Here is a 15,926-nt window from a genome sequence, read left to right as displayed (position 1 = left end):
CCGGGCGCAGAGGCTCACGGATCATAGGTGAAATGAGGGACGTCTGAAACGGGCGACGGGGGCGGCTCGCTTGACCGGCGGTCAGGCAATCCGTCCCCGAAACCACAGCATCGGATTCAGACGTTCAATAATTACTGAACGTTCGGAACAGCCTTCGGCTCTTCGACCTTCTGAGCTTCCTCGGGCTTCTGCGGCAGGGTGGCCTTGCCGGCAGCAATCGCGTCGCCGAGGTAGTTCATGATCAGTGCGATCGAGCGGATCGAGTCGTCGTTGCCCGGAACGGGCAGGTCGACCTTGTCCGGATCCGAGTCGGTGTCGATCAGGGCGACCACCTTGATTCCGAGCGACTTGCACTCGCGAACGGCGTTCTTTTCCTTGGTCGGATCGACGACAACGATCGCTTCCGGAAGGCGGTTCATCTCGCGAACGCCGCCGAGGTTCCGGCGGATCTTTTCGAGTTCGCGGAGCAGCGTCGACTGACGCTTCTTGGAGAACCCGGAGATTTCGCCGGTCGTTTCCAGGCGCTCCAGCTCTTCGAGGCGACGCAGGCGGCTGCGAATCGTCCGGAAGTTCGTCAGCGTGCCGCCGAGCCACCGTTCGGTGACGTAAGGCATGCCGGTCCGCTGGCCAACGGCGGTGACGGCTTCCATCGCCTGCCGCTTGGTGCCGACAAACAGCACCAGGCTGCCCTGGGCCGCGACCTTCTGCAGGTACTTCTGAGCCCGAACGAGACCACGGACGGTCTCTTTCAGATCGATGATATGGATCTTGTTGCGGCGGGCGTAAATGTACGGCCGCATCTTCGGATTCCATCGGCTCGTCTTATGGCCGAAGTGGACGCCCGCTTCAAGAATGTCCTTGATCACAATATCCGACACGAACGCAACTCCTAGCTTCTTCACGGATCGACGAATCGAAGCGGGGCATCGTAACGTGGAGGGAAAACGGGGTCAAACCCATGGAGGCCGAGATTTCTGCAGCCCGGGCGGCGACCCTGCCGCGGCCGGAGGGCCCCGACGGATCGATCGTCTTTCTCGCATCCCGGAGGGACTCAAGTCGCTCTGCTCGGGTGCGGACAAAGTGACTGAACCCATTCCGCCAGTGCGAGATAAGGCTCGACACGATGACGCGGGTCCAAGGGTGGCCGTTGGCCAGTCGCTGATGGCGAATCATGGCGCGTCTGCGGCCGGATTCCCAGTCTGGCGCAGGAACTTTGCATTCCCGGTCTGGGAAATTCCATCGATTCTTGATCGCCTTCCCGGCCTTGGCCCGGCATCAACGACCGCGTCCTGCCGCCGGGACATGAGGGCCGAGCATTCGCTGCCGGTTGGAGGTCGAGCCCGGTGGTCAATGCCGGTTCGGGTGTCCGGGAGTTGGAAGGCCGGGCATTCCGGTGTTTCCGTTCACTCTCCCCGACGCTGCGCGGCCTTCAATCCCCCTGGCTGGGCCCTTTGGGGCGCCAGGCTTCGATGCCGATCAGGGGGACGAACCGGCAATGGAAGTCGTCGGTGACGATGGGGCCGTCGGGTCCGCGCACGACCTGCTGCATGACCTGGTTTTCTTCTGTCCCGACCGGCACGACGAGCCGGCCTCCCGGCTTCAGCTGGTCGTAGAGCGTCTGGGGAACGCGGGGGGCGGCCGCGGTCACGATGATACCGTCGTAGGGGGCGGATGAGGGCCAGCCGGTGGAGCCGTCCCCCGTGTGGTACTCGACGTTCGAGGCGCCGAGTTGCGTCAGGAGTGCGCGTGCGGCGGCCGCGAGCGCGGGGATTCTCTCGATGGTGATGACGCGTCCTGTGAGGCGGCAGAGCACGGCGGTCTGGTAGCCGCTGCCGGTTCCGATCTCCAGGACTTTCTCCTCAGACGTCCCCGAGAGTTCGAGCAATTCTGTCATCCGCGCCACCACGAAGGGTTGGCTGATGGTCTGCCGTGAGCCGATCGCCAGGGCCCGGTTTTCATAGGCGGCGCCGCGGAGGGAGGGGTCGACAAACCGTTCCCGTGGGGTCGTTTCAATTGCCTCGAGCACATGGGGGTCTCGGATTCCGCTTTCGACGAGCAGTCGCCGAAGGCGTGTACCGGGCGCGGGAGACTCCGGGCGATCTGTCATTCCGTGGATTTTCGCCTGTGGCGAACGCCCTTGCTATGGGCAATTCACCGGCGGGCAGGAGGCGTACCACGCGACGACACAGACGGAGATGACCGTTGTCACGAGGATGGCTGTCGCCAGCCAGGGGGCCCATCGTTGTGTCAACATCGTGGCCGCTCCTGGTTCTGCCGGTTCGGAAAGGGGATTGAGCGCCCTGGGCGGGCGGGAGGTGGGGCGGGCCCGGGCTTCTGCTGGATGGCGGGGCGCAGTGTGTCGGCGGGTGTTACGGCGATTGGTGAACTTTCGGGCCGCGGCGCAAGCGGGAGTTCGGGAAACTCCCAAGGCCCGTGCGGATCGGGTGTTGCGCGGAATTTCATGGAATTCCCATTTTGACACGGGCGGGAGACTTGATACACTTTCGCACCGCTTGAATCCGTCGCTCCAGGCGACGACTGCCCGATTGCTGCCCCCGTCGATGATCCAGATTGCGGGGATGCTGCATCAAAAACGCCCCTGAAATCGGCTGAAACCGAAGATGGCGCGTGACGATTCAGGGAAGATTCCCGTTCGCCAGGGCTGCGAACGAACCAGACGCCATCACGCCCCCGGCCCCGATTCACCGGCCCAGCTTGCTCACCCGGCCGCTGACCATTGCAGAAGATCCATGCGACGTAACGACATCCGCAATATTGCCATTATCGCCCACGTCGACCACGGGAAGACGACGCTCGTCGACGCCCTGCTCAAGCAGAGCGGACAGTTCCGCGATTCGCAGCTGCAGGGAGACTGCATCCTCGACTCGAACGACCTGGAGCGCGAGCGCGGGATCACGATTCTCGCGAAGAACATTTCGCTGAACTACAAGGGGACGAAGGTCAACATCATCGACACGCCCGGGCACGCCGACTTCGGCGGCGAGGTCGAGCGCGTGCTGCGGATGGCCGACGGCGCCCTGATGCTCGTGGACGCCTTTGAAGGTCCCCGGCCGCAGACGCGGTTCGTGATGACCAAGGCCCTCGAAGTCGGGCTGCAGCCGATCATCGTGATCAACAAGGTCGACCGGTCGGACGCGCGGCCTGACGACGTGCTGATGGAAACGCTGCACCTGCTCGAAGAGCTGGGCGCCGAGAACCCGCTGGAGATTCCTTATATCTATGCCAGCGGCCGCGCGGGCTTCGCTTCGCACGATCCGTCCGCCCGCGAAGGATCGATCGAGCCGCTGCTCGACCTGGTCGTCGAGCACGTTCCGGGGCCGGAAGCGAACGTCGATGAGCCGTTCCAGATGATGGCGACGTCGCTGATGTGGTCGGAGTTCGTGGGCCGGATCACCGTCGGGCGCGTGAGCAACGGCAAGGTGAAACCGGGCCAGCGCGTCAACGTGATGAAGAACGGCAAGAACGTCACGGCGACGGTCGAGACCGTGGAAGAGTTCGCCAAGCTGGGCCGGGTCAAAACCGACCTCGGGACGGCCGGCGACATCATCGCCCTGACGGGAATCTCCGATGTCGATATCGGCGACACGATCGCCGACATCGAGAAGCCGGTCGCTCTGCCGCGCATCAAGGTCGACGAACCGACGCTGTCGATGGTGTTCACCATCAACTCGTCCCCCTTCTGCGGCAAGAGCGGCGCGAAGTTCCTCACGAGCCGTCACCTTCGTGAACGTCTGCAGCGTGAGCTGCAGTCGAATGTCGCGATGCGGATCGACGAAACCGAGAACAAGGAGTGCTTCAAGGTTTCGGGCCGCGGGCTGCTGCACATCTCGGTGCTCATCGAAACGATGCGCCGCGAAGGTTACGAGCTGTCTGTCGGCAAGCCTGAAGTCATCCGCAAGAAGGTTGACGGCGTCTGGCACGAGCCGTTCGAAGTGCTGGAAGTCGACGTCCCGACCGAGTCGGTCGGCGCCGTGATCGAGCAGGTGTCTCAGCGGCGCGGTCAGCTGACGCAGATGAACGCGGGCAACGGTTCCAACACGCACCTCGAGTTCAACATTCCTGCCCGCGGGCTGATCGGCCTGAAGACGCGGCTGCTGAACGCGACGCGTGGTGAGGCCGTCATGCATCACCGGTTCGACGCCTACAAGCCCCAGGAAGGCGACGTCCCGCACCGCAAGAACGGGGTTTACATTTCGCAGGACAATGGTCGCGTCACGGCTTTCGCGCTGAACAAGCTGCAGGACCGGGCGGAACTGTTTGTCGCTCCGGGCGACGAGGTATACGAGGGGATGGTCGTCGGCGAGAACTCTCGCGAGAACGACCTGATCGTGAACCCGATCCGCGAGAAGAAGCTGACCAACATGCGGGCCTCGGGTTCGGACGAAAACATCATCCTCCGTCCGCCGCGCGACATGACCCTCGAAATCGCCCTCGAATACATCGAGTGGGACGAGTACGTGGAAGTGACGCCGGACGCCATCCGCATGCGGAAGGTGTGGCTGACGGAGAACGAGCGGAAGCGGAAGCTGCGGGCCGAACTGCCGGCGTGATTATCCAGTCGCATCCCTTGTCGATGGTGGGGGCATGCTGATTTTTCTCGACGAAAGCTTTCGAACCAACCGCAATACGAATGCGGAGTTCGGAGTGCTTGCAGGGGTGGCGATCCCTGAAGACATCTTTCACGAGTTTCAACTTGAGTTCTTCAAGGTTCGACGTCCTTTCCACGACGTTGTCCTGCGAGAGGATCAGGAAATTCACGGCAAGGAACTGCTTGGAAAGGCAACGTTGAAGCAGATCGCGATTCACGGCGATTCAAATCACTGGCGACTCGCGTCACTGCTCCTCGATCTTGCAGTTCGATACCGGATTCGAGTGTTCGGCGTCGTGTGCTTTCGACCGTCGATGAAGTCGTTCGTTTGCGCGAACGAGGCGACACTTGATACGACGTTCAGGTATCTTTTCGAGCGCATCGACAATTTCATGAAGCTCGAGTTTCCGGGGCGCACCGCGAAGCTCATCTTCGACAATCGAGAACACCGCACCCACGAGGCCAACGCTCGCGCGATTACAAACTTCTTCGTTAAGAGCGCGATGGGCAGAGGATTTGACAGCCTACTGCGAATCCCGTTGTTCGCTGTTTCACAAGGTCACAACTATGGGCTGCAACTTGCTGACCTCGTCACTACCGCAGTTGCCCTCCACTATCAGGGTGCTCGGGAATTCGACCCATTCTGGCAACAGATACAGGGCATGGTCTACAAGACGACGGTTGGCGGATGGCTCCAAGAGAGCATCAAGGTGATGCGGCAAAAGCCCGAGGCGGGTTTGACCTGAGCGCAAGAAAAAGAACCCGGCGACCTTTTGGGCCTATGGCTGAGTGAAGACACTCAGTACCGGATCCTTATCGCGAGAATTGTACCCCCTTTTTCGGCGATTGGCAATTTTGAATCGACCGAGTGAGATTATCGGCCAAGGCGGCTGGAGCGGTGAAACCGAAATTCTGTGGTCCGCAAGGGAGACTACACAGAGGGTTCGGCGTGCCTACAATTCGGCCCGCCCCGACACCTGTCCACCCGTCCATGCCTCCGTCCGATATCATCATCCGCGGCGCGCGCGAACATAACCTTCGTGGCGTTGACCTCGTCCTGCCGCGGAACAAGCTGATCGTCATGACGGGCGTCAGCGGGTCGGGGAAGAGTTCGCTCGCGTTCGACACGATCTACGCCGAAGGCCAGCGGCGGTACGTGGAATCGCTGTCGACCTACGCGCGGCAGTTTCTCGGGCAGATGCCGAAGCCCGAAGTCGACGCCATTTCCGGGCTCGCGCCGTCGATCTCGATCCAGCAGAAGGCGACCTCCCGGAATCCGCGGAGCACCGTCGGCACGATCACCGAGATCTACGACTACCTCCGCGTTCTCTTCGCCCGTGTCGGCGCGGGGTACTGTGCGCGCTGCGGCTCGCTGATCACGGCCCAGTCGACCGACCAGATCCTCGAACGGATCAGCGCGCTGCCGGAAGGAACGCGGTTCCAGGTGCTGGCGCCGATCGTCACCAACCAGAAGGGGGAATTCCGCGATCTCTTCGCCGACCTTCTCAAGCAGGGGTTTCTCCGTGCCCGCGTCGACGGCCAGATCGTCAACCTCAGCGACGACCTCGGTCTCAAGAAGCACTTCAAGCACAACATCGATGTCGTGATCGACCGCCTGACGGCGGGCCGGCAGAACCGGGGCCGCCTTGCAGAGGCTGTCGAGAGCGCCATTCGTCTCTCGGGCGGGGCGGTGATCGTCGATCGGGAGATCGCCAGCGGCAATCGTCCGTTGGCGACGCAAGCTGTGTCGGCAACTGGAATCGCACCATCAGAGACCGACGAAGACGAAGCTCCTCCGGCGACGAGCGCGACGGACCTCCGCTATAGCGCCAAATATGCCTGCTCGCAGTGCGGAGTGAGTTACGAGCCGCCCTCGCCGCAGTTGTTCAGCTTCAACAGTCCGCTCGGGATGTGCACCCACTGCAACGGCCTGGGGGCGCGGCATGATTTCCGGATCGATCAGCTGGTCGAGGACGGCGACAAGTCGCTGTTCCAGGGAGCGCTGAACCTGCTCGGGCCGATCAAGAAGATCGGACGCTGGCGGAAGCACATCTTCGAGGGGGTCGCAAAGACGATCGAATCCCTCGACGACCTCCCCTCCGGTGCATTCCTGAAAACGCCCTGGAACGAACTGCCGGACGCGGCGCGGGACCACTTCCTCAACGGCACGGGGGACAAACATATCACGTTCGCCTACCGGCATTCGGGAGGCGTCTGGAAGCACGGCGGAACCTGGGCCGGTTTCGTCACGGAACTGCTGGACGATTACCGCAAGGCCCGGAACCCGATGCGGCGCCGTCAGCTCGAGAAGTACATGGACTTCGTTCCGTGCACGGTCTGCCACGGCACGCGGCTCAACGAACAGGCCCGCAGCGTCCGTATTACGTCCCGCAGCGCGCCTCCGGTCGAAGAACTGTCTGCCGCTCCCGCGCGGAAGCGTCGCGGGAAATCGACCGTCGCCGCCCCCCAGGTCGTGTCCGGAGAATCGCCCGCCGCGACCACCCGTGCGCTCTCGCTTCCGGAAGTCTGCGGCCTCACGATCGAAGAGGCGCGCGACTTCTTCGGCGACCTCATCCTGGATGACACGCAGCAGTTCATCGCCAACGATTGCCTGAAGGAAATCACCGGCCGGCTGGGATTCCTGCTGCGCTGCGGGCTGAACTATCTGTCGCTCGATCGGACGGCTCCGACGCTCTCCGGCGGTGAGTCGCAGCGCATCCGCCTGGCCGGGCAGATCGGCTGCGGACTGGTCGGCGTGCTGTACATCCTCGACGAGCCCTCCATCGGCCTGCATCCACGGGACAATACGAAGCTCCTCGAAAGCCTGTGCGATCTCCGCGACCAGGGGAACACGGTCATCGTCGTCGAGCACGATGAAGAGACGATGCGGGCCGCGGATCACATCGTCGATTTCGGCCCCGGTCCGGGCGTGCGGGGCGGTGAAGTCGTCGCCCAGGGAGCGGTCTCCGCCATCGAGGCCGAGCCTCGAAGCGTCACCGGCCAGTTCCTCATCGGCGCCCGCGCGATCGAGATCCCGAAGCAGCGTCGCAAGCCGGGCAAGGGGAAGATCACGCTCAGCGGCGCCCGGCATCACAACCTGAAGGGAGTCGACGTCGAATTCCCTCTCGGTGAGTTCATCGTCATCACGGGCGTCAGCGGTTCGGGCAAGAGTTCGCTGATCAACGACATCCTCTGGCAGGTCCTCAAGCGCGACGTCAACAAGAAGCGCGGGAAAGGAAAGCCCGATTCGGCCGAGGGCGAGTCGAGAGGGGACAACGGCGACCAGGGAGAAGACGTCGTCGTCGCCGAGACGAATCCGCTCGACCAGCGGTTTGTGAAGGTGACCGGCCTGGACCTGATCGACAAGGCGATCGACATCGATCAGTCCCCCATTGGCCGGACGCCCCGATCGAACCCGGCGACTTACGTGAAGCTGCTGGATGAGATCCGGGTCCTCTACGCTCAGCTGCCGCAGGCCAAGGTTCGCGGATACACGCCCGGGCGGTTCAGCTTCAACGTCGCCGACGGCCGCTGTGAAGCGTGCGAAGGCCACGGCGCGACGAAGCTCGAGATGGACTTCCTGGCCGACATCTGGGTGACGTGCGCCGTCTGCGAAGGGAAGCGTTTCAATCACGAAACGCTCGAGGTGAAGTACAAGGACAAGAGCATCGCCGACGTCCTCAACATGGACGTGCAGGAGGCGCTTGAGCATTTCCAGGGGATTCCGAAGATCAGGCAGCTGCTGCAGACGCTGCATGACGTCGGTCTGGACTACATGAAGCTCGGGCAGCCTTCGCCGACGCTGTCCGGCGGCGAGGCCCAGCGCGTCAAGCTCGCCCGCGAACTCGGAAAGCGTTCGACCGGGAAGACGGTCTACCTGCTTGATGAGCCGACGACCGGCCTGCACTTTGAAGACGTCCGCAAGCTGCTCGAAGTGCTCCACGGGTTTGTCGACGCGGGGAATACCGTGATCGTGGTGGAGCACAGTCTGGATGTCGTGAAGACGGCGGACTACGTCATCGACATGGGGCCGGAAGGGGGACGCGGCGGCGGACGCGTCGTCGCCTGCGGAACGCCTGAGGACATCGCCGCCTGCGGGGAGTCGCACACCGGCCGGGCGCTGCGGCCGATCCTGACTCAGAATGGCGAGCGGGGCAGCGTCAGCCCCGTGACGCCCGCGACGAACAATGGCCGTTCGAAGAAGAAATCCGCAGCGCCCAAGGTGACTTCGGCCGCGCGGATCACTTCCCCGCCCGCCGCGGGGCTCACGCATATCGCCATCCGCGGCGCCAGGCAGCACAACCTCCAGGATGTCGATCTCGACATTCCGCGGGACGAAATGAGTGTTTTCTGCGGTCCCAGCGGGAGCGGAAAATCGTCATTGGCGATGGATACGCTGTATGCCGAAGGCCAGAGGCGGTATGTCGAATCGCTGTCGGCCTATGCCCGCCAGTTTCTCGGGCAGATGCCCAAGCCGCGGGTCGAGTACGTCCATGGCCTCTCGCCGGCGATCGCGATCGAGCAGAAAACGGTCGGCAGCACGCCTCGTTCGACAGTTGGAACGGTCACGGAGGTGTACGACTACCTGCGCGTTCTGTTTGCACGCCTGGGACAGATGCATTGTCCCGACTGCGGAGCGCCGGTGACGCGGCAGACGACCGACGAGATCATCGCCCGCGTCCTTTCGGCTCCCAATGGCGCCCGGCTTTATGTTGCGGCCCCTGTGGAAGTTCCGGTGGGTCAGACGTTCGAGAAGCTCTGGGATCGGCTGGCGACGCAAGGATTCGTGCGTGTCCGCATTGATGGCCAGACCTACCCGATCGAGGACATTCCGAAGATCGACCACCGCCGCGCTCATGATCTGGAAGTGATCATCGACCGCCTGAAGGTTGATCAGAAAGTGCGCAGTCGGATCGGTGATTCGATCGAGGCCGCGCTCGATCTGGGCAAGGGGGTCGTCCACGTCATCCATCTCGATGACGGGCCCGAGGACCGCTGGAAGCGGGATCGTCTCAGCCTGCATTTTTCCTGCCCGAACTGCGGTTAAGGGCCCTCAGGATCGTTCGGACGGATCGCGAGTCGCGGCGCCTCTGCCATTCGCCGGACGGGCCCAATGTTCTTCTTGTTGCGCGCCCGAGTGCGGACTAGCATTAAGGGTTCGCCATTCCTCGTGTGAAGTTTTCGCGAGGAGTTCGAGCGATTTTCGACTTGTCCCTGAAGCACTCATTTTGAAGGGGATTTTTCCTGTGTCGCGTGTTCGTGTTCGTCGTATCGGTTTTACGTTGATTGAGTTGCTGGTGGTCATTGCGATCATCGCCATTCTGATCGCACTTCTGCTCCCCGCCGTTCAGCAGGCCCGCGAGGCGGCCCGTCGCACCCAGTGCAAGAACAACCTCAAGCAGATGGGGCTGGCTCTGCACAACTACCATGATGTGTTCAACCGCTTCACCGAGCGGAAGTATGGCACCACCGGCACGATGACTCTCGCAGTCGCCGGGACCGCGCAGCAGAGCAACTCGGGCCGGATCACCGGCTTTGTCGGCATGCTGCCGTACATGGACCAGGCGCCCATGTACAACCAGATCCAGGCCGGAGACCCGACGGCCGGCACTCCCATCGCTGCCGGCGGCCCCCGTGGCGACCAGAGCTGGGCTGTCTGGAACACTGCTCCTCCGATGCTGAAGTGTCCCTCCGACAACGGAGCCACCACGCCCTCATCGACGAGCTACTGCTTCAGCTTCGGCGATCAGGTTTCGGGGATTAACGGAGCCGTCAACACCCGCGGCCTCTTCGGCGCGCACAACTTCAAAGGCATCCGCGACGTGGTCGACGGCACCAGCAACACGATCGCCATGAGCGAAATGCTGTCGCAGGTTCCGACCGGCGCCGGACCGGACGTCGGCTTCACGGCCGCCGCCAACCAGATCGAACTGGGCATGGCACTGGCCAACAACGTGACCGGCATCATTGCCTCACCGTCGATCTGCCGCACCGTGGTCAACGGCCGCTACTACGTGTCGGGAACGAATGTTCGCGGCCGCCGCGGCATCAAGTGGACCGACGGGCCGGCGACGCTGATCGGCTTCAATACCGTGCTGCCGCCGAACGGACCGATCTGTGCCGATGGCGGCAACTGGGGCGACCAGAACAATATCGTTCTGCCGCCGCACAGCCGCCACACCGGCGGCGTTCACGGCCTGATGTGCGACGGATCCGTCCGCTTCATCAGCGAGAACATCGACACCGGCAACACGGCGGCCCAGCAGACGGCCGGCGGACAGAGTGTCTATGGCACGTGGGGCGCCATCGGCTCGGTCGCAGGCAGCGAGGTTGTCGGCGAGTTCTGATCTGTCCAGCCAATCTTCACGGCGCGGATGCCCGGAGACTGTCCGGGCATCCGCATTTTCGTCGATTCCCATTCCTCATGTTCCAAGGCTCTCGACATGAAATCCTGGGTTTCTGCCTCCACCCTGGCGGCGTGCCTTCTCTCCCTGTTGCAGTGCGGTTGTTCCAGTGAGCCGGCGAAGCCGGAAGTCTACCCGGTCACCGGAGTGGTGACGCAGGGTGGGAAGCCGGTTGACGGGGCCCGCGTCCTGTTCGTTCCCGACGACCAGAAGCTTCAGCCGGCGTCGGCGATCACCGACAAGGACGGCAAGTATTCGGTGACGACGTTCGCGCAGAACGACGGCGCCCAGCCGGGCAGCTACAAGATCAAGGTGTTGAAGTATGAAGGTGGCCCGCCGCCGGCTCCGGCCGGCGGACAGGAGCAGCGCTTCATCAGCTATGAAGAGGAGCAGAAGGCGTACAAGGAGGAGACGAAGCCGACTCCTCCTGCGAAGAACGTCCTTCCGAAAAAGTACGAGTACGAGGATCGCTCGGGCCTGGCCCACACCGTCCCGACCGCTCCCAGCACGTTCGACATCAAGATTGAATAGCTGCGTCGGAAACTCGCAAAAGTACGCCTTTTCTGGCCGTGCTTTTGCGCCGAAGAGGGCGGCCGTTGCGTGTTGATGGCGGCCGTCATGACCCGGTCGCCCCTGGCGATTCGAGTCCAGGGCGTTTTCCGGAACGGGCTACGAAGATTGGTCTGCCGTGACCGGGGAGGAGGATTGTTTCCTCCCCGGCGCGCGCGGAACCGCTGCATTCTGTCCAGAACTGCTCGTTTTTTGGCAGGGGGGCTCTGTTTCCGGTCGGGCGGAGTCCTGTCCCACAATGACCTCATCCAGGCGGCCATTGCCGATCGTGTCGGGCTGGACGATCAACAATTGTGAAGAGACGGAACATGAGGAGGGTGTTTCGTCAACGCACCAGACTTCCTTCTTGCTGGTGACAAAGCGGCGAGTTAGCATGAATCTCAATTCATCGGGCTCCTCTTGGAGCCGCCACGACGGCAGTTTTCCCTGTATGCACTCGTTTCGAAGGGGATTTCAGTGTCGCGCTATCGATTTCGTCGTTTTGGGTTCACGCTGATTGAGTTGCTGGTGGTGATCGCGATCATCGCCATTCTGATTGCACTTCTCCTTCCTGCTGTGCAACAGGCCCGTGAGGCAGCCCGCCGCACGCAATGCAAGAACAACCTGAAGCAACTCGGGCTGGCTCTGCACAACTACCATGATGTGTTCGGCAAGTTCACCGAGCGAAAGTACGGCAGCTCCGGAACCTGGAGCCTGAGTGTTGCCGGCACCGTGCAGCAGAGCAATTCGGCACGCGTCACCGGGTTCGTGGGTCTGCTGCCCTACTTCGACCAGGCGCCGATGTTCAACCAGATCCAGGCGGGCGACCCGACGGCCGGCACGCCGATCGCTCCGGGCGGCCCCCGCGGCGACCAGAACTGGGCCGTGTGGAACACCGCGCCTCCGATGCTGAAGTGTCCCTCCGACAACGGAGCCACCACGCCCTCGTCGCACAGCTACTGCTTCAGCCACGGCGATCAGGTCGAGAACATCAACAACGCGATCCGGACTCGCGGCCTGTTCGGCCGGGCATTCTTCAATTCGATCCGCGACGTGGTCGACGGCACCAGCAACACGATCGCCATGAGCGAATTGCTGTCGCAGGTTCCGACCGGCGCCGGTCCGGACGTCGGCTTCACCGCCGCTGCCAACCAGATCGAAATCGGCATGGCCCTCGCCAACAACATCTCGGGACTGATTGCCTCTCCGTCGTTGTGCCGCACCGTGGTGAACGGTCGGTACTACGTGTCGGGAACGAATGTTCGCGGCCGCCGCGGCATCAAGTGGACCGACGGTCCGTCGACGCTGGTGTCGTTCAACACGGTCCTCCCGCCGAATGCCCCGATCTGTGCTGACGGCGGCAACTGGGGCGACCAGAACAACAGTGTTCTCCCGCCGCAGAGCCGCCACACCGGAGGCGTGCACGGCCTGATGTGTGACGGCGCCGTCCGGTTCATCAGCGACAACATCGATACCGGCAACACCGCCGCTCAGCAGCCGGTCGGTGGTGGCCAGAGCGTCTATGGCACGTGGGGCCGGATCGGCTCCATCGCGGGCAGCGAGGCGGTCGGCGAGTTCTGATTTCTCCAGCCAATCATTACGGCGCGGATGCCCGGAGACGTTCCGGGCATCCGCTGTTTTCGTTCATTCATCTCCCCACCAAGGTTGTCGGTATGAAACCCTGGAACTCCCTCTGCGCGCTGGGCGTTTGCCTGCTTTCTGTTTTTCAGGCCGGCTGCTCGGGTGAGCCGGCGAAGCCGGAAGTCTACCCGGTCACCGGCGTGGTGACTCAGGGTGGGAAGCCGGTTGACGGGGCCCGCGTCCTGTTCGTTCCCGACGACCAGAAGCTTCAGCCGGCGTCGGCGATCACCGACAAGGACGGCAAGTATTCGGTGACGACGTTCGCGCAGAACGACGGCGCCCAGCCGGGCAGCTACAAGATCAAGGTGTTGAAGTATGAAGGTGGCCCGCCGCCGGCTCCGGCCGGCGGACAGGAGCAGCGCTTCATCAGCTATGAAGAGGAGCAGAAGGCGTACAAGGAGGAGACGAAGCCGACTCCTCCGGCGAAGAACGTGCTTCCGAAGAAGTACGAGTACGAGGATCGCTCGGGCCTGGCTCACACCGTCCCGACCGCTCCAAGCACGTTCGACATCAAGATCGAATAGCTGCGTCTGGAGAGTTCACGACGCAGGACAGGCCGGGCGATCATCGCTCTGGACTGGCCCTGCCCTCGCCGGATGATCCGCCAATCTGCTGAGGAACCTGGCTGTGAGGAATCTGGCTGGCCCGCGACGCGTTTGCGGGTCAGCCTTTTTTGCGGAATGCGTTGAACGAAACGTATTCCCAGTGGCGGTAGACTTCGCTGCTCTTCAGCAGTTCCGCATGCGAGCCGATCGCCGCGACCTTCCCCTCCGCCAGCAGGACGATCAGGTCGCACCGCCGCACGGTCGACAGGCGGTGCGGCAGGAAGATGACCGTCCGGTTCTGTGAGATCCGCTGGTACGTGTCGTCGAGAATCGCCTTGGTGTCGTCATCCAGCGGCGAGTCGGGCTCTTCCACGACCAGGACTGCCGGCTTCCGGAGAATGGCTCTCGCCAGCGCGATGCGAAACGCCTGGCCCGGCTCGAGGCGCTCTCCCCGTTCGCCGATGAGTGTTTCATAGCCCATCGGGAATCTCAGAATGAAGCTGTGGGCATGCACCAGCTTGGCCGCATCGGCCGCGTCCGAGACGGAATACCGCCCTTCGCCGCCCGTGATGTTCTCGAGCACGGTTCCGCTGAAGCAGTTGTCTTCGCCGCTGACGTACAGCGTCTCTGCCCGCAGCGATTCGAGCGTTCCCCAAGCGATGTCTTCGCTGTCGTAGAGCACCCTGCCCGACTGCGGTTCGATGAACCGCGGCAGCAGGTGGCCCAGCGTGCGCGGCGCGAGCGGGTCGAGTGAGACGATCGCCGTCGTTTTCCCGGCGGGAATGCGCAGGTCGAGCTGCTTCAGCACGTCGCGGTCGCCCCGGCGGGCCGTGACCGATTCGAAAATGATCGTCCGGGAAAGTGGTTCGAGAAACTTCGCGCCCACGGCCTGCCCGACTTCCGGAATCTCGTTGATGAAGGCGTAGATCGGAATCCCCGCCTTGTCGACGGCCTTGCGGGAGGCCGCGAGCATTCCGAAGACGCTGGCGCTCGGGGTCGCCGCCAGGAACGATGAGAGAAGCAGGAAAGCGTCGGCCGGAGCCAGGCGATGGGCGAGGACCGCGGCGCCGACGAAATACAGCATCATGGCCGCCAGCGCGGCGATGGCGACCCGTGCCAGCCTTCGCGACCACGACTGCCTTCTCCGGCCGGCCGAGACCTCCGACTGGAACTGGTTCAGATTCTTGTGGAAGCGGTCCTGCTCGAAGGCTTCCATGGCATAGCCGCGAACCAGCCGCGACTGGCAGAGCCCGGCCGAGAGGAGCCGGACGGCGGATTCTGCGTTGAGCTGCGCCTGCTGGCGGCGGGCCTCGCCCTGTTTCTGCTCGAAGTCGACGAACCACCAGACGCCCAGGAGCGGCAGGAGGCAAATCAGCGAGAGTCGCCAGTCGACCAGCACTGCCAGCAGAAACAGCGCGAGGATGGTCGGGATGTCGCGGCAGAGGCCGGTGATCCAGTCGCTCAGTCCGTCGCGGACGGCGTTCACTTCATCGACAAACAGTTGCTGGGCGCGGGTCGCGCGGTCCCCTTCGAGGTCTCCCAGGCCGATCCGCAGCGTCTGGCGGTGCAGGTGCGACCGCAGGCTCGAGGCGGATTGGAGGGCGTATTCTTCGGCCGCACGTCGGACGCGGGCCCGCGCGGCGATCCGCACAAGAGCGCACCCCATCCCGACGATCAACAGGAACGCGACAGCGCCGCGGTTTGTTCGCGGCGCCGGGAAGGTGCGGTAAATCCAGGCGAGCGTGCGGCCCCACCAGGTGTCACGATTTCTCCAGACGGTCGGCGCCAGCCCCTGATCGGTCAGGGTGACGAACTCGATCCCGTCGTCCAGCCCGGGAACGACGAGGAATTCGCGGGCCCGTGCGACGTCGTCGCCCCGGAGCGGCAGCTCGCCCCGGTGGATCCAGAGGTCCAGCATGAGGGCGATCGACACCAGGACGCCGCACAGTGCGACGGCCCCGACGATGCCCCAGAACCAGGCGGCCAGGCCTCGCCCGCGGCCCAATGCCCGGGTGGGAAGAAGTTGTTCGAAGGGTGTGAGAGACATAAGCCGTGCAGCGGATGACCGGAGCGCTCCCTCCTGCTGTCGGTTTCATCTCCCAACGTTGTTGCCGAATTGTCCCGCGAAGCGACCGCCCGGTCTCCGATCAGCCGGTCGCCTGGGACCCGACCCCCCAA

Annotated in this window: 10 protein-coding genes; 7 read left to right on the top strand and 3 right to left on the bottom strand. The window is 63.3% G+C overall.

The window, feature by feature from the left end:
* Positions 1-131: 131 nt before the first annotated feature.
* Both rpsB and Pan44_RS09640 read right to left on the bottom strand, forming a co-directional pair.
* A complete protein-coding gene (gene rpsB / locus Pan44_RS09645; protein WP_145029577.1) occupies positions 132-878 on the bottom strand; it encodes a 30S ribosomal protein S2 in 747 nt (248 codons plus the stop codon).
* A gap of 551 nt (positions 879-1,429) precedes the next feature.
* Entirely contained in the window at positions 1,430-2,107 is a 678-nt protein-coding gene (locus Pan44_RS09640) for a protein-L-isoaspartate(D-aspartate) O-methyltransferase (RefSeq protein ID WP_145029574.1), read from the bottom strand.
* Between the two features lie 643 nt (positions 2,108-2,750).
* Between Pan44_RS09640 and typA the strand changes: the two genes are divergently transcribed.
* The 7 genes from typA to Pan44_RS09605 all read left to right on the top strand — a co-directional run bounded on the left by typA (position 2,751) and on the right by Pan44_RS09605 (position 13,727).
* A complete protein-coding gene (typA, locus tag Pan44_RS09635) occupies positions 2,751-4,571 on the top strand; it encodes a translational GTPase TypA (protein ID WP_145029572.1) in 1,821 nt (606 codons plus the stop codon).
* A 34-nt stretch (positions 4,572-4,605) separates the two neighbouring features.
* Positions 4,606-5,355: a DUF3800 domain-containing protein gene (locus tag Pan44_RS09630; RefSeq protein WP_145029570.1), complete on the top strand. Its 750-nt coding sequence runs from the start codon at positions 4,606-4,608 to the stop codon at positions 5,353-5,355.
* Between the two features lie 245 nt (positions 5,356-5,600).
* Positions 5,601-9,656, top strand: coding sequence for an excinuclease ABC subunit UvrA (gene uvrA, locus Pan44_RS09625; protein WP_145029568.1), 4,056 nt, complete (start codon positions 5,601-5,603; stop codon positions 9,654-9,656).
* 199 nt (positions 9,657-9,855) lie between these two features.
* Positions 9,856-10,956 carry a DUF1559 domain-containing protein gene (locus tag Pan44_RS09620; protein ID WP_231754266.1) on the top strand — a complete coding sequence of 367 codons (1,101 nt, stop codon included), beginning with the start codon at positions 9,856-9,858 and terminating at the stop codon, positions 10,954-10,956.
* Positions 10,957-11,052: 96 nt separating this feature from the next.
* Positions 11,053-11,544, top strand: a complete 492-nt coding sequence (locus tag Pan44_RS09615) for a carboxypeptidase-like regulatory domain-containing protein (protein ID WP_145029564.1) — start codon at positions 11,053-11,055, stop codon at positions 11,542-11,544.
* A 495-nt stretch (positions 11,545-12,039) separates the two neighbouring features.
* Positions 12,040-13,143 carry a DUF1559 domain-containing protein gene (locus tag Pan44_RS09610; RefSeq protein WP_145029561.1) on the top strand — a complete coding sequence of 368 codons (1,104 nt, stop codon included), beginning with the start codon at positions 12,040-12,042 and terminating at the stop codon, positions 13,141-13,143.
* A gap of 92 nt (positions 13,144-13,235) precedes the next feature.
* Complete coding sequence (locus Pan44_RS09605) at positions 13,236-13,727, top strand: carboxypeptidase-like regulatory domain-containing protein (RefSeq protein ID WP_145029559.1); 492 nt, start codon at positions 13,236-13,238, stop codon at positions 13,725-13,727.
* 139 nt (positions 13,728-13,866) lie between these two features.
* Here Pan44_RS09605 and Pan44_RS09600 read toward each other — a convergent pair whose 3' ends face one another.
* On the bottom strand, positions 13,867-15,795 hold the full coding sequence (locus Pan44_RS09600) for an ABC transporter transmembrane domain-containing protein (RefSeq protein ID WP_145029557.1): 1,929 nt from the start codon (positions 15,793-15,795) through the stop codon (positions 13,867-13,869).
* Positions 15,796-15,926 lie beyond the last annotated feature (131 nt).

Source organism: Caulifigura coniformis, assembly GCF_007745175.1.
In the GTDB taxonomy this organism is placed as follows: domain Bacteria; phylum Planctomycetota; class Planctomycetia; order Planctomycetales; family Planctomycetaceae; genus Caulifigura; species Caulifigura coniformis.
This window is presented reverse-complemented; position numbering and strand designations above follow the sequence as displayed.